This window comes from Romboutsia sp. 1001713B170131_170501_G6 (assembly GCF_015668195.1).
Classification (GTDB): Bacteria; Bacillota; Clostridia; order Peptostreptococcales; family Peptostreptococcaceae; genus Romboutsia_C.
This window is the reverse complement of record NZ_JADPFC010000003.1, coordinates 221,666-245,825: the sequence shown is the minus strand read 5'-3', so window position 1 is coordinate 245,825 and position 24,160 is coordinate 221,666. Positions and strand designations below refer to the sequence as shown.

25 protein-coding genes and 1 other annotated feature are annotated in these 24,160 nt (G+C 27.8%); of the genes, 21 read left to right on the top strand and 4 right to left on the bottom strand.

Annotated features, from left to right (window positions below; all coding sequences use genetic code 11):
• The first annotated feature begins 4 nt into the window (after positions 1 to 4).
• From phoU to I4U89_RS09770, 10 genes are all read left to right on the top strand, one after another.
• On the top strand, positions 5 to 658 hold the full coding sequence (phoU, locus tag I4U89_RS09815; RefSeq protein WP_195940195.1) for a phosphate signaling complex protein PhoU: 654 nt from the start codon (positions 5 to 7) through the stop codon (positions 656 to 658).
• Positions 659 to 957: 299 nt separating this feature from the next.
• Positions 958 to 2,310, top strand: coding sequence for an NADP-specific glutamate dehydrogenase (gene gdhA / locus I4U89_RS09810; protein WP_195940194.1), 1,353 nt, complete (start codon positions 958 to 960; stop codon positions 2,308 to 2,310).
• Between the two features lie 214 nt (positions 2,311 to 2,524).
• The gene (locus I4U89_RS09805) at positions 2,525 to 3,079 is read left to right on the top strand and encodes a nucleotidyltransferase domain-containing protein (protein ID WP_195940193.1); all 555 of its coding nucleotides are present in this window, start codon (positions 2,525 to 2,527) and stop codon (positions 3,077 to 3,079) included.
• A gap of 18 nt (positions 3,080 to 3,097) precedes the next feature.
• The gene (locus I4U89_RS09800) at positions 3,098 to 3,970 is read left to right on the top strand and encodes an FUSC family protein (protein WP_195940192.1); all 873 of its coding nucleotides are present in this window, start codon (positions 3,098 to 3,100) and stop codon (positions 3,968 to 3,970) included.
• 127 nt (positions 3,971 to 4,097) lie between these two features.
• On the top strand, positions 4,098 to 5,480 hold the full coding sequence (locus tag I4U89_RS09795) for a [Fe-Fe] hydrogenase large subunit C-terminal domain-containing protein (RefSeq protein ID WP_195940191.1): 1,383 nt from the start codon (positions 4,098 to 4,100) through the stop codon (positions 5,478 to 5,480).
• A gap of 26 nt (positions 5,481 to 5,506) precedes the next feature.
• Complete coding sequence (locus I4U89_RS09790) at positions 5,507 to 6,310, top strand: polysaccharide deacetylase family protein (protein WP_195940190.1); 804 nt, start codon at positions 5,507 to 5,509, stop codon at positions 6,308 to 6,310.
• A gap of 87 nt (positions 6,311 to 6,397) precedes the next feature.
• Positions 6,398 to 6,704 (top strand) — a binding site (T-box leader).
• Positions 6,705 to 6,856: 152 nt separating this feature from the next.
• Entirely contained in the window at positions 6,857 to 9,523 is a 2,667-nt protein-coding gene (locus tag I4U89_RS09785; protein ID WP_279311323.1) for a valine--tRNA ligase, read from the top strand.
• A gap of 176 nt (positions 9,524 to 9,699) precedes the next feature.
• Positions 9,700 to 10,323 carry a PH domain-containing protein gene (locus I4U89_RS09780; RefSeq protein ID WP_092922464.1) on the top strand — a complete coding sequence of 208 codons (624 nt, stop codon included), beginning with the start codon at positions 9,700 to 9,702 and terminating at the stop codon, positions 10,321 to 10,323.
• Positions 10,324 to 10,490: 167 nt separating this feature from the next.
• Positions 10,491 to 11,276, top strand: a complete 786-nt coding sequence (locus tag I4U89_RS09775; RefSeq protein ID WP_195940188.1) for a GNAT family N-acetyltransferase — start codon at positions 10,491 to 10,493, stop codon at positions 11,274 to 11,276.
• Positions 11,277 to 11,390: 114 nt separating this feature from the next.
• Positions 11,391 to 12,698 carry a bifunctional folylpolyglutamate synthase/dihydrofolate synthase gene (locus tag I4U89_RS09770; protein WP_195940187.1) on the top strand — a complete coding sequence of 436 codons (1,308 nt, stop codon included), beginning with the start codon at positions 11,391 to 11,393 and terminating at the stop codon, positions 12,696 to 12,698.
• A 220-nt stretch (positions 12,699 to 12,918) separates the two neighbouring features.
• Here I4U89_RS09770 and I4U89_RS09765 read toward each other — a convergent pair whose 3' ends face one another.
• On the bottom strand, positions 12,919 to 13,164 hold the full coding sequence (locus I4U89_RS09765; RefSeq protein ID WP_195940186.1) for a TIGR03905 family TSCPD domain-containing protein: 246 nt from the start codon (positions 13,162 to 13,164) through the stop codon (positions 12,919 to 12,921).
• 148 nt (positions 13,165 to 13,312) lie between these two features.
• On the opposite strand from I4U89_RS09765, the gene I4U89_RS09760 reads away from it, so the two are divergent.
• Entirely contained in the window at positions 13,313 to 14,176 is an 864-nt protein-coding gene (locus I4U89_RS09760) for a YncE family protein (RefSeq protein WP_195940185.1), read from the top strand.
• Between the two features lie 2 nt (positions 14,177 to 14,178).
• On the opposite strand, the gene I4U89_RS09755 is transcribed toward I4U89_RS09760, so the two are convergent.
• The 3 genes from I4U89_RS09755 to I4U89_RS09745 form a co-directional block, all read right to left on the bottom strand.
• A complete protein-coding gene (locus I4U89_RS09755) occupies positions 14,179 to 14,715 on the bottom strand; it encodes a DUF4364 family protein (protein WP_195940184.1) in 537 nt (178 codons plus the stop codon).
• Positions 14,716 to 14,886: 171 nt separating this feature from the next.
• Entirely contained in the window at positions 14,887 to 15,090 is a 204-nt protein-coding gene (locus I4U89_RS09750) for an alpha/beta-type small acid-soluble spore protein (protein WP_195940183.1), read from the bottom strand.
• A gap of 100 nt (positions 15,091 to 15,190) precedes the next feature.
• Positions 15,191 to 15,352, bottom strand: a complete 162-nt coding sequence (locus I4U89_RS09745; RefSeq protein WP_195940182.1) for a hypothetical protein — start codon at positions 15,350 to 15,352, stop codon at positions 15,191 to 15,193.
• Positions 15,353 to 15,477: 125 nt separating this feature from the next.
• Here I4U89_RS09745 and I4U89_RS09740 point away from each other — a divergent pair, with 125 nt between their 5' ends.
• From I4U89_RS09740 to srtB, 10 genes are all read left to right on the top strand, one after another.
• On the top strand, positions 15,478 to 16,245 hold the full coding sequence (locus I4U89_RS09740) for a polysaccharide deacetylase family protein (protein WP_195940181.1): 768 nt from the start codon (positions 15,478 to 15,480) through the stop codon (positions 16,243 to 16,245).
• Between the two features lie 79 nt (positions 16,246 to 16,324).
• The gene (locus tag I4U89_RS09735) at positions 16,325 to 16,960 is read left to right on the top strand and encodes a single-stranded DNA-binding protein (RefSeq protein ID WP_195940180.1); all 636 of its coding nucleotides are present in this window, start codon (positions 16,325 to 16,327) and stop codon (positions 16,958 to 16,960) included.
• A gap of 109 nt (positions 16,961 to 17,069) precedes the next feature.
• Complete coding sequence (locus I4U89_RS09730; RefSeq protein WP_330615554.1) at positions 17,070 to 17,639, top strand: class I SAM-dependent methyltransferase; 570 nt, start codon at positions 17,070 to 17,072, stop codon at positions 17,637 to 17,639.
• Positions 17,640 to 17,716: 77 nt separating this feature from the next.
• Entirely contained in the window at positions 17,717 to 17,857 is a 141-nt protein-coding gene (locus I4U89_RS09725) for a hypothetical protein (RefSeq protein ID WP_166504718.1), read from the top strand.
• Between the two features lies 1 nt (position 17,858).
• Complete coding sequence (locus I4U89_RS09720) at positions 17,859 to 19,628, top strand: sigma-54 interaction domain-containing protein (protein ID WP_195940178.1); 1,770 nt, start codon at positions 17,859 to 17,861, stop codon at positions 19,626 to 19,628.
• 280 nt (positions 19,629 to 19,908) lie between these two features.
• Complete coding sequence (locus I4U89_RS09715; protein ID WP_195940177.1) at positions 19,909 to 21,213, top strand: L-cysteine desulfidase family protein; 1,305 nt, start codon at positions 19,909 to 19,911, stop codon at positions 21,211 to 21,213.
• 70 nt (positions 21,214 to 21,283) lie between these two features.
• Positions 21,284 to 21,823 carry a hypoxanthine phosphoribosyltransferase gene (gene hpt / locus I4U89_RS09710; RefSeq protein WP_195940176.1) on the top strand — a complete coding sequence of 180 codons (540 nt, stop codon included), beginning with the start codon at positions 21,284 to 21,286 and terminating at the stop codon, positions 21,821 to 21,823.
• Between the two features lie 164 nt (positions 21,824 to 21,987).
• On the top strand, positions 21,988 to 22,395 hold the full coding sequence (locus tag I4U89_RS09705; RefSeq protein WP_195940175.1) for a VOC family protein: 408 nt from the start codon (positions 21,988 to 21,990) through the stop codon (positions 22,393 to 22,395).
• 67 nt (positions 22,396 to 22,462) lie between these two features.
• Entirely contained in the window at positions 22,463 to 23,065 is a 603-nt protein-coding gene (locus I4U89_RS09700; RefSeq protein ID WP_195940174.1) for a DUF4397 domain-containing protein, read from the top strand.
• A gap of 297 nt (positions 23,066 to 23,362) precedes the next feature.
• Entirely contained in the window at positions 23,363 to 24,154 is a 792-nt protein-coding gene (gene srtB, locus I4U89_RS09695; RefSeq protein ID WP_195940173.1) for a class B sortase, read from the top strand.
• Positions 24,155 to 24,160 lie beyond the last annotated feature (6 nt).

Here is a 24,160-nt window from a genome sequence, read left to right as displayed (position 1 = left end):
ATATATGGTTGATACAAGTTTAGAGTTAAGTATAAATACACTTAAAAACTACACATTAGCAATGATAAAAAAGTGTGGGGAGGCAGTAGATAATTCTATTAACTCTATGATCAATAAAGACCTAGAAGGAGTAAGAAAAGTAATAAAAGAAGATGATGAGATAGATACTTTAAGAGAGTATATAAGAGATAGAAGTATTGAACTTATAGCGTTAAAGCAACCAATGGCAAAAGATTTGAGATATATATACGCTCTAGGAAATATAGCACTTGATTTAGAACGAATAGGAGACTATGCAGTTAATATAGCACAAGAAACTTTAAAAATAGGCGATGAAGCCTATATAAAGGAATTAATTGATATACCAAAAGCGGCTAAAATATGTACTGATATGATTAATGATATTTATAAAGCTTTAGAAAATGAAGATGAAGACCTTTGCTATGATATAGCAAAAAGAGACGATAAAATAGATAATTTATATAAACAAATACATGTAGATTGCTTAGAAGTTATGAATAAGAATTCAACTACTATAAATCAAGGAGTAAGGCTTTTATTTGTAGGAAGGTACTTAGAAAGAATAGGTGATCATAGCACTAATGTATGTGAAAAAATAATATATGCTATAAAAGGTGAAATGGTTGAAATAGGATAAAGCAAAAGCTTTATCCTATTTATTTATAAGGCGATACAATTTATGAGTGACTTAATTTATAAATAAATCTTAAATTAATAATTTTATAACCCATTTAAAAGAAGAGGCAAAATTGATGCAATAAATAATAAAATATATGACTTTTATAAAAAATTAGATAAATTTCATATTAAAAAAGAGATGTTTGTAATTAAGGAAGATTCAGAAAATTTCAATAAATTATAAGGTGTTGATATTATAGATATAGTGGAGTACTATTAAATTGAAAATGTTTTCAATTTCAAAGGGGGCTAATAAAAATGGGGAACAATGTTAAAGAAGTAATAGAAAAAGTTATCGAGGATGTAAAAGCTAGAAATAATGGAGAACCAGAATTCCATCAAACAATAGAAGAAGTTTTACATTCATTAGAAGGTGTTTTAGAAAAACATCCAGAATACATAGATGCAAGTATATTAGAAAGAATAGTTGAACCAGAAAGACAAATAATGTTTAGAGTACCTTGGGTTGATGACAATGGAAAAGTACATGTAAATAGAGGATTTAGAGTACAATTTAACAGTGCAATAGGACCATATAAGGGAGGACTTAGATTCCATCCATCTGTTAACTTAAGTATAATAAAATTCTTAGGATTTGAACAAATATTCAAAAACTCTTTAACTGGATTACCAATAGGAGGAGGAAAAGGTGGATCTGACTTCAACCCTAAAGGAAAATCTGATAATGAGATAATGAGATTCTGTCAAAGTTTTATGACTGAATTATATAGACATATAGGTAAAGATATAGATGTACCAGCTGGAGATATAGGAGTTGGAGCTAGAGAAATAGGATTCTTATTTGGTCAATATAAGAGAATAAGAAATGCTTATGATGCTGGAGTATTAACTGGTAAAGGATTAACTTATGGAGGTTCTTTAGCTAGAAAAGAAGCTACTGGATTTGGAGTTGTATATTTTGTAAACGAAATGTTAAACTATCACAAAGATACATTTGAAGGCAAGAGAGTTGTTATATCAGGTTCAGGAAATGTTGCAATATATGCAGCTCAAAAGGCTATGGAACATGGAGCTAAGGTAATAGCTATGTGTGACTCTTCTGGATATATAGTAGATGAAAATGGTATAGATTTAAGTATAGTTAAGCAAATAAAAGAAGTAGAAAGAAAGAGAATAAAAGAATATGTAGCTAGAAAAGAAGGTGCTATATATGTTGAAGGTCAAAAAGGAATATGGACTGTTAAGTGTGATATAGCTATGCCTTGTGCTACTCAAAATGATATAAACTTAGAATCAGCTAAGATATTAGTTGAAAATGGAACTAAAGTAATTGGAGAAGGAGCTAACATGCCTTGTACAAATGAAGCTGTTAACTACTTCTTAGAAAAAGGATTATTAGTTGCTCCTGCTAAAGCTGCAAATGCTGGTGGAGTTGCTACTTCTGCTTTAGAAATGTCTCAAAATAGTATGAGATTATCTTGGACATTTGAAGAAGTTGAAGAAAAATTACAAGTAATAATGAAGAACATATTTGAAGCATCTAAAAATGCTGCTGAACAATATGGTCATGCTGGAAACTATGTTGTAGGTGCTAATATAGCAGGATTCTTAAAAGTTGCAGATGCTATGATGAGTCAAGGAGTAATATAAGTTAAACTTGTATCGTTATAAATAATATAAGTTATTCAAATTCATTGATATAGAAAAGAGAGGTATCCTTTGAGATATCTCTTTTTTATTTGTAATAAAAATAAATTAATATTTCTCATGTTATAATATAAATCTAAAAAATAAACAAACAATAAAGATTAATTATAAAAATGATTAATAAGAAATATATTATAAAGATAGGAGTTTAGAAAATATGGACACTTTAAAGAAAATTGCAGAGATACTAAATAAATTAGATTGCACTTGGGCTATAGGTAGTTCTATGATGCTAAAATTTAATGGATTAGTGGAAAATCCAAGAGATATAGATATATTAATAGATGGAAAAGATTCAAAAAAAATAAAAAAAGCTATGGATAATATAGGTCAAAGGCTAGATTTGCCATCTAAAGATCCATTTAGAACTAAAGAGTTTTTTGGATATAATATAGATGGAGTAGAAGTAGAATTTATGGGTAACTTTAGTATAGAGTTAGAAAATAAATCTATATATAAGTTTATACTAGATGAAAAGTCTATAAAGTATTTAACAAATTTAGATAAAGTAGTTATGCCTATAACTACTCTAGAAGATTGGTTTGTAGCATATTTAGTTATGGGAGATCCTAAAGGAAGAGTACCTATTATAAAAAAATACTTAGTTGAAAATGGGATAAAACATGAAGAATTATTAAAAAGAAATTTAGAGCAGGACTTACCAAATGATATAAAAAATGAAATAATAGAATTATTAAATATAAATAAATAACAAATTGGAGGTAAAATTTTGAAACTAGAAAAAGTCGGCATGAGAACCTTTAAAACAGGATTAAGTGTAGCTGTTTGTGTTGTACTAGGTTCAATGATTGTCCAAAATCCTTTTTACTCAACCATAGCATGTGTAGTATCAGTGCAAGATACAGTTAAAGGTTCGTTAAAAGCTGGATTTAACAGAGTAAAAGGTACAATACTTGGAGGTATAATAGGCTTTCTAATTGTATTAATTAGACCAGGAGATGCATTACTTTGTGGTCTTGGAGTAATCATCACAATATACTTATGCAATATGTTTAAACTCAATAAAGCAGTAGTTGTTGCATGTGTAACTTTTTTATCTATACATCTTGGAGTTATAAATTCTAGCCCCGCAGAATATTCATTCTTTAGGGTATTAGATACTTCAATAGGAGTAGTTGTAGGTGTATTTATTAACTATATATTAGCAAGGCCAGATTATTTAGATAATACCAAAAATGATTTTCAATCTATAGAAAAATTAACAAAAGAGTTTCTAGAACTTAAGATATTAAATAAAGGAAGTTTTAATATAAAAGAACTGGAAAAAGAAATAAAGAAAGTAGAGGGTTCTTATTCTAAGTTAATAGATGAGCTAGATTATAGTAGAGATGATATAGATATAGAAAAAATAGAAGAAACAATAATTATATGTAGAGAAATATATTTCCATATACAGTCAATAGAATTATTAGATAAAAAGCTATATTTAAGCAAAGAAAATTATGAAATACTAAGGGAAATCTATGAATTAGAAGAAATAGCATGGGATTTAGATGAAAGCAAAAGCCCTGTATTTAATTATCATCTAAGAAAGATAATAGAAGAAGCGGAAATACTTCATACTATTAATAACAACAATTAATATAAATTATATTAAAACACCTTAGTGAATTTAGATATTAATCAATATACTTAAATTACAAATTTAATAAATAAAATTTAGTGCCTTCGTAAATATTACCTATATAGTATTTAAGGAGGCATTTTTCATGGAATCAATTAATTTAAATACGAAAATATTAGATAATTACAAAATGAAGCTTTTTAATGAACTTATAAAAGCTATTTGGAGTGAGGAATTTGATGATATAGATAATATACCTAAGAAAGTACTAGGTGAAAGTGTATGTGATGAATTTGGTGAAGAGGCCATATTAAATTTAATAAGAATAGTTATGGGATTAGATCCAATAGATAAAACAGATGAAACAATAAAAGAAATGTTAAATAAAGCTATGTGCACACAAGAAATAAGCACACCAATAATATCAGTAATATCTCAAGTGTGCAATAATTGTGTTAACAAAGAAGACGGAAAGGAATGTTTAGTAAAAGAAAAGCATATTAATTGTAATAAGGATAATACATGTAATTCATGTGGAGGGTGTATAAGAGAATGTAGCTTAGGGGCGATATCTGATAAGATTCAATTCATACCTATTTTAAAATTACTAAAAGATAAAAAACATCCTGTGTATGCAACTGTAGCTCCATCATTTGTAGGACAACTTGGAAATGATGTAACTCCTGGTAAGTTAAGAAGTGCTCTTAAAAAAGTAGGTTTTGCAGACATGATAGAAGTAGCTTTAGCAGCAGATATACTTACTGTCAAAGAAAGTTATGATTATTGTAGCCATATTAAGGAAAATAAAGACGAATGTTTTATAACTAGTTGTTGTTGCCCAATTTGGATTAGTTTAATAAAGTCAAGTTACCCTGAATTTGTAGATAACATATCTAAGTCAGTATCTCCTATGATTGCTTGTGCAAGGATTATAAAGATTTTAAATGAAGATGCTAAAGTAGTTTTTATTGGACCTTGCGTAGCTAAAAAGAAAGAAGCTATATCAGAAGATATAAAAGGAGCAGTAGATTTTGTATTAACATTTAAAGAATTGGAGGAAATATTTAAGGCTTTAGATATAGAAGCTGATAAAGAAGTAGAAGAGAATAGAATAGAATCATCAGCTCTTGGAAGGATATATGCTCATGCAGGAGGTGTGAGTAAAGCTATTGAAGATTGCGTAAAAAAAATAAATCCCAAAGCTGATTTTAAAGCTATTACTTTTCAGGGAGCTAAAGACTGCAAAGTTGGGCTTGAAAAAGTTATAAATAAAGAAATTGATGTAACTTTTGTTGAAGGTATGGGATGTATAGGTGGATGTGTAGGAGGGCCAAAGCGTATTTTAGACACAGAAAAAGGAAAAACATTTGTACAGGAATATTCTAAAGAAACAAATATAAAAACTCCATTTGAAAATATAAATGTAATTCAATTTTTAGCAAAAATGGATATGAAAAAAATAGAAACACTAAGAAATGAGGACAGAAAAAAATTGTTAGGGTTATTTAGTAGAGATATAAGATTATAAAGTAATAAACAAAGGAGATTAGGGGGATGAACATAAAAAAAAATTGCAAAGTATTAGCTATAATTTTATTAGTATTTCTTGTATTAAGTGTAATTATTTTTAATACATTAAAGGAAGATGAGGATAGAGAATATACTTCATTAGAAAATTATATAATAACGAGTACCTTAACTCAAACTATAAATACAGCTACAACACAAAAAGAAAAAGGTCCTATTTTATTACCACAGAAGATAGCATATATAACGATAGATGATGGACCGTCTAAATACACCAACTCAATATTAGACATATTAGAAAAAAATCAAGTTAAAGCAACTTTTTTTATGATAAATGATAACATGAAGAAATATCCAGATGAATTAAATAGAATGCAAAAAGAGGGTCATGGTATGGGGTTTCATAGTGTAACTCATGATATACATAAGCTCTATGAAACACCACAAGCAACATTAAATGAATTTAAAACTTGCCAAGAAACTCTTTATGACATAACAGGTGATGTATCAAAATTAATAAGGCTACCTTATGGAAGTAAGCCTTATATGCCTAAAGAGTCTTATGATATGCTAATAGAAAATAATTATAAAATATGGGATTGGAATTTAGATACTCTAGATTGGAAGTCTACAACAGATAATATTGTAAGTAATCTATTATATTATGGTAGAGATAAATCTAATTTAATAGTATTAATGCATGAAAAAAGACAAACTGTAGAAGCTTTAGATAACATTATAAGAGTATTAAAAGAGAGAGGTTATAAGATAGAACCAATAAGTGAAGATACACAAGATCGAAACTATTGGAAAGGAAATATTCAAAGTTAATTAAAAAAATCAAAGTAGTACATATATTATTATAAATAATTGACAATAATAATATTAATTGGATATAATTAAAGAATAAATAATAAGATAAAAACTATGATAAAGAGGAGTATGTAAATACTACTAAAAGAGATGAAGACTCATAGGCTGAAAGGTCTTCTTAGTACAGGTTTGCAGAAGGTAGCTTTGGAGTTTCTAAGCTGAACTAGCAGTAGGTTTAGACGGTGGGAGTCGTTAAAATCCATAAAGAGCCCAAATTATTAAGTATCTATATATTATAGATAAGTAAAGTTCAATTAAGAGATGTAGCTAAGCAAATATGGAATATAACTCTTAGAGATGAATAAGTTCAATTTGGGAATTAAGGTGGTAACGCGAGCTTTTCGTCCTTATAAGGATGAATGGCTCTTTTTTAATTTATACTATAAAATATATAAGTTTAAGACTTTTAGTCAAAATGAAATTATTAAGTTACTTATATTATTAATAATTTAAGCAAGGCAAATTTTTAATAAAAATTAAATATTAAATGAGGAGGAAATGAAATTGGAAAATACTAATTTACCAAAAACGTATAATCCAAAAGATTTTGAATCAAGATTATACTCAAAGTGGATTGAAGATGGATTATTTAAATCTAAACCAAATCCAAACAAGAAGCCTTTCACTATAATGCTTCCACCACCAAACATAACAGGACAATTACACATGGGGCATGCTCTTGACCATACTTTACAAGATATACTTATAAGATGGAAGAGAATGGACGGATATGAAGCTTTATGGCAACCAGGAACTGACCATGCTTCTATAGCAACTGAAGTTAAAGTTGTTGAAAGAATAAGAGAACAAGAAGGAAAGTCTAAGTACGATTTAGGAAGAGAAGAATTTTTAAAGAGAGCTATGGACTGGAGAAATGAATTTGGTAGAAAAATAGTAGACCAAATGAAACAATTAGGAGACTCTTGTGACTGGGATAGAGAAAGATTCACAATGGATGAAGGATGTAACGAAGCTGTTATTGAATTCTTCATTAAGTTATACGAAAAAGGTCAAATATACAGAGGAAACAGAATAATAAACTGGTGTCCAGATTGTAAGACAACTTTATCAGATGCAGAAGTTGAGCATGAAGAACATGATGGAAAGTTCTATCACATAAAATACCCAATAGTTGGTAGTGATGAATTCTTAGAAATAGCTACAACTAGACCAGAAACAATGCTTGGAGATAGTGGTATAGCTGTAAACCCAGAAGATGAGAGATATACTCACTTAGTTGGAAAGAAAGCAATACTTCCATTAGTAAACAGAGAAATAATAATAGTTGCTGATGATTATGTTGATTTAGAGTTCGGTACTGGTGCAGTTAAGATGACCCCAGCTCACGACCCTAATGATTTTGAAGTTGGTCAAAGACACAACCTTGAAAAGATAAACGTAATGAACGAAGATGGAACAATGAACAAATTAGCTGGTAAGTATGAAGGTATGGACAGATATGAGTGTAGAAAGCAACTTATAGCTGATTTAGACGAAGCTGGATACTTAATAGCTATAAAAGATCATAACCACAATGTAGGTTCTTGCTATAGATGTCATACAGTAGTTGAACCAAGATTATCAGATCAATGGTTCGTTAAGATGGATGAATTAGCAAAACCTGCTATAGATATATTAAAGAAACAAGAATTAAAGTTTGTACCAGATAAGTTTGATAAAACTTACTTACAATGGTTAGAGAACATAAGAGATTGGTGTATATCAAGACAATTATGGTGGGGTCACCAAATACCAGCTTACTACTGCCAAGAGTGTGGAGAAGTAGTTGTTGCTAAAGAAATGCCTACTACTTGTCCTAAGTGTGGACATCATGAATTTAAACAAGATGAAGACGTATTAGATACATGGTTCTCTTCAGCACTATGGCCTTTCTCAACATTAGGTTGGCCACACAATACAGAAGAATTAAACTACTACTATCCAACAAGTGTACTTGTAACTGGGTACGATATAATATTCTTCTGGGTTGTAAGAATGGCATTTGCAGGAATGTTCTGTATGGGAGAAACTCCATTTGAACATGTATTAATCCATGGACTTGTTAGAGACTCTGAAGGTAGAAAGATGAGTAAGTCTTTAGGAAATGGAATAGATCCATTAGAAGTAATAGACCAGTACGGAGCTGATGCTTTAAGATTCATGTTAGCTACTGGAAACTCTCCAGGAAATGATATGAGATTCTATATGGAAAGAGTAGAAGCATCTAGAAACTTCGCAAATAAATTATGGAATGCATCAAGATTTGTATTCATGAACATAGATGAAGAGATAATGAATGGTGTAACTAGAGAATCAGTAGAAGCTAACATGACTTTAGCTGATAAGTGGATAATATCAAGAGCTAACAATGTAGTTAAAGAAGTTAACGACAACATGGACAAGTTTGACCTTGGTATAGCTGCTCAAAAGATATATGACTTTGCATGGTCTGAGTACTGTGACTGGTATATAGAAATAGTTAAGCCAAGATTATACTCTGACGATAAGGCTGCTAAACAAACAGCATTATATACATTAACATATGTATTAGAGAAGATATTAAAACTTCTTCATCCATATATGCCATTTATAACAGAAGAAATATACACTCATCTTCCAACAGTAGAAGGAAGTATAGTAGTGGCTCAGTGGCCTCACTATAATGAAGCAGATAACATGGCTAAAGAAGAAGAAATGATGAACTTAACAATGGATGGAATAAGAAATATAAGAAATGTAAGAGCTGAAATGAATGTTCCACCATCAAAGAAAGCTAAAGTTATAATAGTTCCAACAGCTGAAAAGAAAGAAGCTATGGAAGCTGGTAAAGATTACTTTGTAACATTAGCATCTGCATCAGTTGTTGAAATAGTAGACAGTGAAGCTGGTATACCAGAAGATGCAGTAAGTGTTGTTATAGATGGAGTTAAAATATTTATACCACTTGATGAATTAGTAGACTTCACTAAAGAATTAGATAGATTAAATAAAGAAAAAGCTAAATTAGAAGGCGAAATAAAGAGAGTTAACGGAAAGCTTTCTAACCAAGGATTCTTAGCTAAAGCTCCAGAAAGCTTAGTTAATGAAGAAAAAGCTAAAAAAGAAAAATTCGAAGAAATGATGAAGTCAGTTCTTGAAAGAATAGAAAATATAGAAGCTAAAATAAAATAATTTATAGCAGTATAAATATATTTAAGACTGTATAAAAAGAGTGCCACAAATAATTATAAAATTATTTATGGCACTCTTTTGTTATGTTATGAAAAATCTTTGAGATAAGCGGATAATTATAGTTTATAATATAAGTAAGAGAATTGAAATACTTATTTATATTAGGAGGGAGAAAAATGGCAAAAAATATATTAGGAAGAATGGCAGCAGATACACTAGGGTTATCTGATATAGGTAAGATTATATCTCCTCAAGATTTTGATAAAGTTGATGGAGACGACTACATAATGCATGAAGATGGAGAAAAAATATACTTTGTTATAAAGTCAAAATCAGATGAATACGTATTTACTAATAGAGGCCTTTTACATGTAGATGGAGCCAATGCAGTTAGTAGGAAAAGGGTTGTAAAAAGACACGAATTTTATTATGAAAGAGTAGATGAGGTTACATTAGAAACTGCAGGTACAGTAGATTTAGATATAGAAATAAAGTTTAATTTTGGTAATGAAAGGTTTAGTATAGATGTAGATAAAAAACAATTAGAACAGTTAAAAGATTTATATAAAGCTCTAGTTGAAATAAGTATGATACAAGGCAGAAATTATACTTCAGTAGAAGATGGCATAAATGGACTTAAGATGGCTAATGATGCAATATCAAGAAATCATCTAGAAGGAAATCCGGTAAATATAGTAGAAGACCTAGCTAAGTTTAACTTCAACTGGATGGAAAACTTAAGAAATACATATAACAATAAAGACTTTGGAGAAGTATTTGAAAAATATATAAATAACTAATAATTCATAGAATTTTATAAAAGTTATTGATAATTTATAAAGCATAGGTATGTTACCTATGCTTTTATATTTATTCGATAAAGTATAATGTAGAATATTTTAAAGGATATTATTATCATAAAAGGAATATATATAAGCTATATATTTAAGATTGGAGGGATGATATCATGATATTGAAACTAGAAGATAAACATAGAAAGATAGTCTTAGATTATGTAGCAAAGGAGCCTAGTAAAAATTTATTTATAATAGGGGATATTGAACAGCATGGGTTTAATAAAGATTTCCAAGAAGTATGGGGAAAGTTTGATGAAGATAACAATTTAAGAGGTGTTTTATTAAGATACACAAATAATTTTATACCATATATTGAAAAGTTAGATGAAGATGTATCTGAATTTAAGGATATTATAAGAAAATATAAAGATAAAAAAATAATATCAGGAAAAGATACTATAATAGAAAAGTTTAAGGATGTATTAGGAGATTACGAAGAGAAAATTACATATTTTTGTGAATTAAAAGATGATAAAAAACTTTTAGAATGGGATGACACTATAAAATTAGGAAAAGAAGAGGATGCACAAAGGATATATGATTTACTAAGTACAATAGATGAATTTTCTGTAGAATATAGTGTTGATACAATACGAAGTAGAATAAAAGATAATAGCACAGTATCTTATTATATAGAAAATGAAGATAAAGAAATAATCACTATATCACAAATAACGGCAGAAAATAGTAAATCCGCTATGGTTGTAGGAGTAGCAACTAAAAAAGAATATAGAGAACAAGGCTATATGGGTAAGTGTTTATCTAAACTATGTAGTGATTTAATTAAACGTAATAAGACATTATGTCTATTTTATGATAATCCAAAAGCAGGAAACGTATATCGTAAAATAGGGTTTAAAGAGATTGGAAAATGGACTATGTTAGTAGAAAAATAATTCATTATTGTGGTGCAATTAAATATTATATTATAAACTAAATTAGTAAAAAATATACTATAATAAAAAGTAGATAAATAATAACAAAAGAGAAATGACTAAGGGGGATAATAAATGAACTACCAAGAATCATTACAGTACATAGAAGAAACTCACAAGTTTGGTGTAAGGTTAGGACTAGATAATATATCTAAACTATTAGAATTATTAGGAAATCCACAAGATAAGATAAATATAATACATGTGGCAGGAACTAATGGAAAGGGTTCAACTTGTTCCTTTATAACAAGTATATTAAAGGAAGCTGGATATAAAGTTGGATTATATACATCACCATTTTTAGAGACCTTCACAGAAAGAATAAGAGTAAATGGAGAAAATATACCAGAAGATGATGTAGCTAGAATAGTTACTTTAATAAAAGAGAAAATAGAATATATGGTGGCAAATGGATATTCATATCCTACAGAATTTGAAATAGTAACTGCCATGGCATTTTATTATTATTGTGAACAAAATGTAGATTTTGTAGCTCTAGAAGTTGGATTGGGTGGAAGATATGATGCTACTAATGTTATAAATAAATCAGAAGTAAGTGTAATAACATCTATAAGCTTAGACCATGTAGGTATATTAGGAGATACAATTGATAAAATAGCCTATGAAAAAGGTGGAATAATAAAAGAAAATGGAGTAGCTATAGTATATGACCAAAGCGATGAAGCGAAAGATGTTATAAAAGATATATGTAAAGAGAAAAATGCTAAATACATAGAAGTTAAATTTGATAGTATGAAAATTAAAAAATCAGACATAAATTCTCAAGTATATAGCTGTAAGATTATGAATAAAACATATGAAGACTTAGAAATAAAGTTAATAGGAGAACATCAAGTCAATAATTCCATGCTAGCTTTAAGTGTGATAGAGTACTTAAAAGAAGCTAAAAATTTAGATATAAATGAAGATGATATAAGAAGAGGTCTATTAAATACAAAGTGGCCAGGTAGAATAGAAAAGTTAATGGAAGATCCTATATTTATAATAGATGGAGCTCACAATGAAGATGGAGCAAGTTCTTTAGCTAAATCTATAAGTAAAAATTTTGTAAACAAAAAAGGAACTCTTTTAATAGGAATGTTAGAAGATAAAGATATAGATAGCGTATTAAAAATAATTATGCCTTATTTTGATAAGGTAATAACAACAACTCCAGATAACCCAAGAGCTATAAGCTGTGAAATTTTAAAAGATAAAATATCTAAATATGTAGATGATGTAATTTCAATAGAAAACATAGAAGAAGCAGTTAATTATACACTAAGAAATTCTAAAAAAGAAGATATAATAATAAGTGCAGGATCTTTATATATGATAGGATCAGTTAGAACAATAGTAAATAATATATTAGAGTTAGTATAGTATAAAATAAAGTGTCTTAAAGTAGTAATAATAACTATTTTAAGGCACTTTTGATTTTCAAAATAATGTTATTAAGTTTATAAAGTAATTTATCAATATATTATTTAAATGAATTTTACACTATTTATTATATGAGCTAAAAATTTATAGAATATAGTTTATATAAATAAAAAAGAGTATCAAATAAGGTAAAATACCTAAAGATACTCATTAATAAACATTATAGAGATTGACGTATAGCCTTAGATAATTGGTCTGGGCAAGAAGTAGTTTTTCCGCCACAAGGTATATTAGCTAATTTATCAGCTACTTCAAAGGCATTTTGTCCAATTACTAATTGCTTAAGTCCTATTAAATTACCTGGACATCCACCTACAAAATCAACATTAGTTATAACATTGTTATCATCTACTTCAAAATTCATTTCTCTACAACAAACGCCACTTGGCTTAAATGTTATTTTCATAATTAAACCCCTAACTTAATATATTATTTTCAATCCTATCATATCAAATATATATTCAATATTGCAATACTAAAAGATAGTAATAATATATAGATACAAAAGAATATACTATTGTAGTATATGTATAAACAATAAAGGAGGCCAAAATTTGAAGCTATACATTTCAAATTATCTATCGAATAGCATAAGTATATTAGATTATAAAGATTTTAAAGCTGAAGAAATCCTATTAGATGAGGGAACTTATCCACACCATTTTTGTATAAATAAAAAGCAGAAGATAATGTATTTACCTAGTTCGAGTAATGGAACAATGTATATACTAGATTTGGAGCTAAAGAAGATAATAGATAGCATGTCTATAGGTGGGAATTTAAGTCAGATAGGTATATCTAAAGAGGAACTTTATATATCTAACGAAGATTCTAATAGTATTTATATAATAAATGAACATACACTAGAACCAATAGGTATAATTGGTGTAGGAGAAACACCACATGGATTTGATTTTAATGAAAAAGAAAATAAATTATATGTACCTTGTAAAAATTCTATATATTGTATAGACACTTTAAGCAAATGTATAGATAGAGAGATTAAGATAGACTTTAAATCATGGCATATAAAGGTGGATATTAAAAAAAATGAAGTATATGTATCTACATTAGATGGAAGTGTAATAGTATTAGATGGATTTAATATGAAGATAAAACACATAATAAATCAGTTTTTAATACCAGTAGAAATATGCTTTAATTATAGTAAAAGTGAGGTATATATAGCGGATTTAGGATATAAAAAGGTAGTAATATTAGATTATAATAATTTAGAAATTAAAAATAAAATTGAAATAAATGGTAACCCTCAAGGTTTAGCTATTTCTAGGAATGAAGAATTATTATTTGTATCTGACACTCAAAATAACTCTTTAAAAGTATATAACACAACAAATCATACGTTTATAAATGAAATTAAAACAGGAAAAGAGCCTACAACAATAATATGTTTATAGGCTTAGTGATTATCACGTATAAGTAAATCTATAACTTCTGCATACATATATGATGCATTTTTTTTCCAATTGTTACAAATAAGCTTGGCCTGTTTCTCTGATGAAACATTTAAGTTTAAATCTATTAAGTTAGATTGATTTTCAATAACTCTCAAGTTAACAATAAATTCATGATCACTTTGTTTTACAAAGCTTGATTTTACTTGTGTATCAGATAATAGATTCTCTTTATTATTTATTATATACTCGTCTATTTTTCTAGCTGTATCTTCAGGTATTCTAGATAAGAAGTACTCTAATATTTCTAATCCTTTTTGAGTAAGAGAGTAATATTCTTTACCAGAATCTTCATAAGTAACTAAGAATTTAGATTCCATAAGTTGACTTAAAAACTGTTGAAGAGAAAAATAATTCATAGTCTCAGTTTCTAAGATAACTTGAGTAATTTGAGAATTAGTTAAATCCATATTAATTTTATTTAAAATATATAAAATTAAAAGCTTGTGAGAAGCTAATTCTTCAGATGAGTTTTCAAACATTGTACCATCCTCCGTAAACTATTTCTATATAATATATTAAACCAAAATATACAAAAATAAAAGTAGAATTTAAATATATTCAATAAATAAAATGTCTTTTTTTATTCGTAAAAATATAAGAGACTACCATTTAGGTAGCCTCTTATCACTTAGATGTCAGAATTTACTATACTATTTACCAGCCATTTGGTTTTCAGCCATTTCAACTAATTTTTTAGTCATATAGCCACCAACATAACCGTTTTGTCTAGCTGTTAAGTTACCTTTGTCTATTGTGTCATAGTTAGATAATCCTATTTCATTAGCTATTTCTAACTTCATTTGGTTTAATGCAGCCTTAGCTTCTGGAACAGCTTTTCTGTTGTTGTTTGCCATAGTAAATTTCCTCCTTAGATGTTGTGTACAATACATATTGTATTGTTGATACTAATTTACCCTAGAATCGACTTTTATATACGTTTATAAAAAAATTTTATTAGTACTTCCTATCAATTTTTATTTTTTTATTTTTACGTATACCTTCCTCAATTCCATGTGCTTCTCTTAGATAGTGCCTATTTTCAAGTTTAAATGTTTGTCTAGCTGTTTCAACTTGACGTCCTTTAATATTACTAAAAGAACTTCTTATATTTGACATAATAACACCACCTTATATTAGTATTAGTTTTAATTTGCCCAAATAATAAAATTTTTTTTATAGTAATTTTTTGAAATAAATAAAAATAAATTTTAAATATAGGACAACAAAAAGGAGGTGTAAATATGAAGTCTAAGTCTAAAAAAATAAAATATTTTAGATCTAGTACTTTCTTTTTAGGAATAACAATAGTTTTTATAATAGTTTTAATAGGTGGGATTAGATATGTATGTTATGAAAAAGAAGTATCTAGTATGCCAATACATAGTGTTGATACAAATGATAAAGAAATAGCTTTAACCTTTGATGTAGCGTGGGGAACAAATAATATAGATGAAATTTTACAAGTTTTAGAAAAACATAATGTAAAATCTACGTTTTTTTTGGTGGGCAGTTGGATAGAAGATAATGAGGAATTAGTTGAAAAAATACATAATGCAGGTCATGAAATAGGAAATCATTCTAATACACATGCAAGTTTTAAAAATCTATCAAAAGAATCAAAGGCTCAGGAAATTAAGTTAGTATCAGAAAAAATATACGATATAACAGGAGAAAAAATAAGTTTATTTAGACCTCCATTTGGTGATACAGATAAAGAAACTCTAGAAGTGAGCAATTCATTAGGTCATCAAGCTATTAAATGGAGTCTAGATTCTATGGACTGGAAGGGATTTGGTGCAAATCATGTTATTGATAGAGTCATGAAAAACTCTGAACCAGGATCTATAGTATTATTCCATTCAAATGTAAGTAATGTAGAAAATTACATAGACACTATAATATTTAATTTAAAGAAGGACGGATATAAAATAGTTCCTGTATCAGAAATAACATATAAAGAAAATTTCAAAGTGGATAGTAATGGAGTTCAAAAGCTACAGAATAAGTAGTAATAAAAGTAAGGATTTATAAATATATTTATTATATAAAAGATAAAATATACAATTAACAAATTGTGGGGGGATAAAGATGGTTACAGTTAAAGAAGAAACGAACATAGTGAATTTAAGAGGAGAACTGAGTGAAAATTTAGAGTTTAGTCATGAAATATTTGGAGAGAAGTTTTATAATACTACTATTAAAATAAATAGACTTAGTGATTCTTATGATATACTTCCTATTACAGTTTCAGAAAGACTTTTAGAAGATATAAAAATAGAGGAAGGTAATTTATGTAGTATATTGGGTCAGCTAAGGTCTTATAATAAAAATGTTGATAATAGAAATAGACTAGTTTTAACTGTTTTTGTTAGAGAAATAAAGACGATAGAAGATGAAAATAAAGATCCAAATAGTATATTCTTAGATGGTTACATATGTAAAGAGCCTGTTTATAGAAAGACTCCATTAGGAAGAGAGATAACGGATTTATTAGTGGCAATAAATAGACCATACAATAAATCAGACTATATACCATCAATAGTTTGGGGAAGAAATGCAAAATTTGCTAAAGGCTTAAAGGTTGGAGATAGAATACAAATGTGGGGAAGAGTTCAAAGTAGGGAATATGAAAAAAAAGGTGAGGATGGAAATAGTATAAAGAAAATTGCTTATGAAGTTTCTATATCGAAAATAAAAAAAATGAGTGAAAATAATAATGAATAGGATTTCATAAAAAAACTAAAAATTTACTAGTTGAATAGTTGCTCCTTATTTATTATAATTTATTCTATGATGTTAGTTATAAATGCAGAAAGTAAAGAGGGGGAGCACTGTGAAAAGCGTATTATATCATGATTACGACCCTAGTATTAGTTTGACAGATAACTCTGATGATATAACTTGTTTTTTAGATACGATAAAGTATAATGTAGGCAATCATATACTACTTGTAGGAAAAATAGGTGACCTAGGGAAAAGATTAAGAAGGCTAGGAGTATATGTAACAATACTTGAGAATAGCCCTTATGAAGACGTATGTTATTCCTTAATACACAACGGAAACTGTAATGTTATAAAAGGAACACTTGAACTATTGCCTTTTGAAGATAGACATTTTGATAAAGTTATAATATTAGATCACTTTAATAACACTGGAAATTTCAAGCAAGCATCTAAAGAAATTAACAGAGTACTAAAGATTGATGGTGAATTAATATTAGAAGACTTAAATTTAAAAAATATTAAAGTTAAGTTAAAGAATCTAAAGCATAAACTGTGCGGAGAAAATATCAAGTATCATTATCCAAATGATGTTGCAAAATTATTTTCAACTTTAGATTTTGAAGGTAATGTTAAAGAAGTAGAAAATGAAAGATACATTTATATAGGAAAAAGAAAATAGAGATTTTACTAATATATATAAAGACTAGGTTAGCCTGGTCTTTTATATATTAAACTAAAAATAGGAGCCATATAGTTATGAGTATAAATTATCAATTAATCATAGTAGTAATGATGTTTGTTATATTAATATCTATACAATTTACGCTAAATAAAATATATTTAGTATTAAAGGATATAAAAGAAATACTTAATTTAAAAAGATTAAGAAAGGATTAATATGGCAAACTTAAAATACATAAGAGAAGATATTCAAAATATAGCAGAAGCAATAGTAGCTGTTTTAGGTATAGATGTAACCATAGTAGATGATGACTTAACTAGAGTTGCAGGTACAGGTATATATCTAGAAAAAATAGGAGAAAAAATAAGTGGATACTCTGCTTTTAATAAATGTCTAATAGAACAGATAGAAATAATAATAGATGATCCAAGTTGTAATGATATATGTAATGAATGCTCCAATAGTGGAGATTGTAAAGAGTTTGCAGAGGTTTGTTGCCCTATAATAAGCGAAGGCGTAACCTATGGAGTTATAGGTCTTATAGCTTTTACAGAAGAACAAGCTAAGGGTATAAAAAATAATAAAGATATATTAATGAATTTTTTAGGTAAAATGGCTGATTTAATATCTAATAAAATTAAAGCTCAAGTAAAAGCTTATGAATTAGAATTAGAAAAGAAAAAGCTAGAGACTTTAGTAAATGGTATAGATAAGGCTATAGTATCTATTGATGTAGATGGAAATATAGATAAATATAATTTAAAATTTAGGAAAATATTCAATTTAGAAAATAATATAAATGGTAAAAATATATTTAAGCTTTTAGAATTCATAAAAAAACCACCAAGAGATAATTTTAAAAAAGAAAAGTCTCATAGTTTTAACTATAGATTAGATAGATATGAATTAAAAGGAATATACAATATAAATGAAATTATTTTAAAGAAAGAACTAAAAGGGTATGTTATAGACTTTATAGATAAAAAAGATGCTATTAAAAACTATAATAAAATAAATAAAGATTATAGTATAACATTAGAAAATATAATAGGAAATAGTAGCACTATAAATAGCGTTAAAAAGGAAGCACTAATAGCTTCTAAATCTACTTCTACAGTACTGATTACAGGAGAAAGTGGTACTGGTAAAGAGTTATTTGCAAGAGCTATACATAATCATAGTAATAGATGTGAAAATCCATTTGTAGCGGTAAACTGTGCAGCCATACCAGATAATTTACTAGAAAGTGAATTGTTTGGTTATGAAGAAGGAGCTTTTACAGGAGCAAAAAAGGGTGGTAAACTAGGTAAGTTTGAAATAGCTAATAAGGGTACGATATTCCTAGACGAAATAGGAGATATGAGCCTACATCTACAAGCAAAATTACTTAGAGTATTACAAGAAAAAGAACTAAATAAAATTGGAGCAAAATCAAATAAATTTATAGACGTAAGAATAATAGCAGCTACCAACAAAGATTTAGAAAAAATGGTATTAAAGGGAACTTTTAGAGAAGATTTATATTATAGGCTTAATGTAATACCTATATCACTTCCAAATTTAAGACAAAGAAAAGATGATATACCAGATTTAATAGATTTTATGATTAAAGAATATTCTAGAAAGTTAGAAAAGCATGTAACTGGTATTGACAAAGATGTGTTAGATGTAATGTTAGAATATAGATGGCCAGGAAATATAAGAGAGCTTCAAAATATAATAGAGTATGGCGTTAATATGTCTATAGGAGAAACTATAACATTAGATGTAATACCTAATAAATTAAAAAATGTAGAGTTAGAAGAATCAGTAGTTCAAAATGATAAGATAAGAACTTTAGAAGAATTAGAAAAAGCAGAAATCATTAAAGCATTGCATAAATATAAAGATTATAAAAAAGATAAAGAGCTAGCTGCAAAAGCATTAGGTATATCTAGAGCTACTTTATATAGAAAACTAGAAAAATATAAAATTATCTCAAAATGAGAAAAAATCTCATTTTGAGATTTTTTTTACTCAAATTGAGATAAAATTATAAAATTATACACAAAATTAATATTTAAATGCGGATTTAGAAAAAATTAAAAAAATAATAATCTTAATTATAATGTAGAAAAATGATGATAAATGCTTATATATAAGTATTTCACGAAAACGTTTTAGTTAGGTAAATTAAATAATAAAAAAATAATAATTAATTTAAAAAGTTGGCATATATATTGCTAAATATAAAAGCATAAATTTAATTTATATGGGAGGAAATATTATGAAGGATGTAAGAAATCAAATAGTTAATATATTAAAGGCAGAAGTAAAGCCAGCTTTAGGATGTACAGAACCAGTTGCAGTTGCACTAGCTTGTGCTAAAGCAAAAGAATTATTAGGGGAAGAAATAGTTAAGCATAACGTATTAGTTAGCCCAAACGTATATAAGAACGGAATGTGTGTAGGAATACCAGGAACAGAAAGATTAGGATTAAAAATATCTGTAGCTTTAGGATTTATAGGTGGACACTCTGAAAACGGATTAAGAGTATTAGAAACTTTAACTGAAGAAGAAGTTAAAAAAGCAGAAGAATACATGGATACTCATCCAATATCAATATCACCAGCTGACACAAAAGAAAAGGTATATATAGAAGTAAACTTAGAAGGAAAAACTAGAACTTCAAAGGTTATTATAAGAACTAAGCATGATAACTTCGTTTACTTAGAAGAGAATGGAAATGTTTTATTAAATGAACAAGGTATAGAAGAAATAGCTGTTACAACAGAAAAAGAAGAAAATATAATGGACACTATAACTATAGAAGAATTAGTTAAAAATGTAGAAGATTTAGACTTTAAAGACATAGAATTCTTATTAGAAGGAATAACTATGAATGAAGAAATAGCTAATTATGGATTAAATCAAAAAGTAGGTATAGGCGTTGGATACGGAATAAAAAAATCTATGGAAGATGGATTACTTGGAGATGACTTAATGAACCAAGCTATGATGATAACAGCAGCAGCATCAGATGCTAGAATGGCAGGAGTTAAAATGCCTGTTATGAGTTCAAATGGTAGTGGAAATCATGGTTTAACTGCTATACTTCCAATAGTAGCATACAACAAGAAATTCCCTCAATCAGATGAAAGATTAGCAAAAGCTTTAGCTATATCTCACTTAGTTACAGCATACATTAAAAACTATACAGGAAGATTATCAGCAGTGTGTGGATGTGGAGTTGCTGCATCAACAGGTGCTACAGCAGGTTTATCTTGGTTAATGGATGGAGATAAAAAACAAATAGAAGGTGCTATAGAAAATATGGTAGCTAACTTAAGTGGTATGATATGTGATGGTGCAAAAGCAGGTTGTGCATTAAAATTAGCATCAGCAGCATCAGCAGCAGTACAAAGCGCTATAATAGCTAAACAACAATGTTTTGTACCACCAATGAATGGTATAGTTGGATCTAAAGTAGAGCAAAGTATACAAAACTTAGGAAGAGTAAGCGACAAAGGTATGTCTGTTACAGATGAGGTTATAATAAATGTAATGGATGACATGAACAAGGTTAAGTAATTCTCCTTGCAAAAACATCTAATCTCCTATAAAATTGAAAGTATCATTTATACATAATGGAGGATTTATTATGAATATCGAAACTAAAAAGTGGGAAGTTTTATGTTCTGAAGAACAAATTGCTACTAGACTTAAGGAATTAGGTGAACAAATATCTAAAGAGTATGAAGGAAAAAATCTTTTAGTAGTATCTTTATTAAAAGGAAGTTTTATCTTCTGCGCTGACTTAGTAAGAAACATAACTGTTCCAGTTAAAATAGAGTTTATGACAACTTCAAGCTACGGCCACGGAGAACAAAGTAGTGGTAATGTAAAAGTTGTATCAGATATAAACTCTGATTTAGAAGGGTATGATGTGTTAATAGTAGATGATATAACGGATACGGCACTAACTATGCATCATGTTATGAATCATTTAAGAGCTAAAAACCCAGCAAGTATAAAGTGCTGTGTATTACTTGACAAACCAAGTAGAAGAAAAGTTGAATTAGTTCCAGATTACTGTGGATTTGAAATAGAAGATAAGTTTGTTGTTGGATATGGATTAAACTATGGTGATTATTACAGAAATGTACCATACGTATTCAATGTTACAAATGAAGATAGATAAATAAAAAGTTGCTCTTAAGAGCAACTTTTTATTTACAAAAATTTTATAATTTATATAAACTATATAAGTAAACTAAGCTAAGATATATTTATACACATATTAACTGTAAAAATGGTTGAAAAGTGGATAACTTCAAAATGAAAATGGTTGCAGGAGGATTAAATATGGGGATAAAAATGATACATCATATATGTATCCAAACAGAAAAATACAAGGAATCATTAGACTTTTACACAAGAATACTAGGATTTGAAGTAGTTCAAGAGAGTAAAAACTTCCACAATAGAGAATATAATACGTGGATAAAGCAAGGTACTTTTATGATAGAGCTTCAGACACCTAAAGCTGGGGATAAGTTTAAAAATTGGACATCTCTAAATGAAGGCCCAGTGCATATGGGATTTATTGTGGATAATGTGGAAGAAGAGTATGAAAGGATCAAATCGCTAGGATATACTAATTTTAAAGTTAAAAATGGAGAAATTGTATATAAAGTAGAAGGTGAAAGTTTATTTAAAATAAAAGCACCAGAAGGAACAGAAATAGAAATTAGAGATACTGATATAGCTTAGTATCAAAAACACCCTTCTATTAATATGATATTAGTATGAAAGTATTATAATTAATGGGGGGATTTTTTTGAGAAATTTCAATGAGAAATATTCATTGGTTAGAGTATTACATGCTTTGGTAAGTGGAGAAGAATTAGATGTATATATAGATGGATTTCCTTTTTATATGGACGTAAGATTTGCTCAATTTACACCATATATATATGTACCAGAAGGAGAGCATATATTTAGCGTTTATTTAAAAGATGAAAGGGAGAGTCCTTTGACTGAGGTTAGTATCGATGTAAAAAATGATGAGCTTATAACAGCAGCTATTATAGAAAAAAATGATAAAATAGATATACTTCCTATACCAGAGAAAATGGGAATTCCAGAAGATAATACATCGAAGATTAAGTTTGTGCACTTAGTTCCAGAAGCACCAAATGTCAATATACTAATGGGTGGAGAAGAAATATTTAATAATGTAGGTTATACAGATTATACAGAGTATGAAAATGTGCCAATAGGAGAGTATAAGATGGATATAGAATTGACGGAAAATAAAAAAACAATTTTAAGCAACTTAGTAAATATAAATCCAAATAGAATATATACATTTTATGTTATTGGGATATCGCCTAATATAGATATGATTCAGACATTAGATGGAGCAACTTTCTTACAGTGATAGATATAAACTATAAAAATTTGTTATTATTAAAAGTATAGATAAATTTATCTATACTTTTTTACGCTTAAGGAAATTATGATACTTCAAAAACTATGGACAACTATTATAGTTAAGTAATATCAATTAGTTTAGTGAGTGCAAAAAGAAAATTTGAAGTGCTTCGCTAACACGTCGCTCAAGCAACGGATGAAGTATAGAGCCCACGCAGTGGCTTAAGCGAAGCAAATTTTTTATATTCAAAGTTATATTTATGTGGTATATAATATAATTAGTTTAATTAGGAGTATAAATACCATGAAGAAATCAAGGATTTTAATAAATATAGTCTTAATAATAGCATTATTATTTGGAAGTTATAAGGTTATAAGCAAGGTTTTAGACTATAAAAAGGCAGATAAAGTATATGATGATATAAAGAAAATAAAAGAAACAAGAGAAAAACAACTTGTATCAAAAGTACAAAGTAATGATAATTACAAAGTAGGAAATAGTGAGGTAGATGATAATAAAGAGGTTAAACCATATATTCATTACAATAAGACTACTTTAGATTTATCTGATATAAACAAAGATTATAGAGGATGGATAAATATTGATGGAACCAATATAGATTACCCAGTTCTTCAAGCTAAAGATAATAATTATTATCTTAAAAAAGATATAAATAAAAATTATTTACCATCGGGTTCTATATTTTTAGACTATAGAAATAACAGATTTGAGGATAGTAATACGGTTATTTATGGACACTACATGAGAAATAATACAATGTTTGGTGAGTTAAAGAAATTTAAGGATAAAAAATTCTTTGACAAAAATAACAAAATATACATAGAAACGCCAGATGGAAAAAAACTAGAATATAAAATTTTCTCAGTTTATACAACTGACGCAAATTACAATTATATACAAACTTCTTTTAATTCTAAAAGTGATTATAAACAATTTCTGAATAAAATAAAAAATAAGTCTTTATATAACACTAATATAGAAGTAAGTGAAAATGATAAAATACTAACTTTATCTACTTGTAGTTATGAATTTGAAAATGCGAGAACTGTAATTCATGCCAAGCTAGTAAAGTAAAAGGGT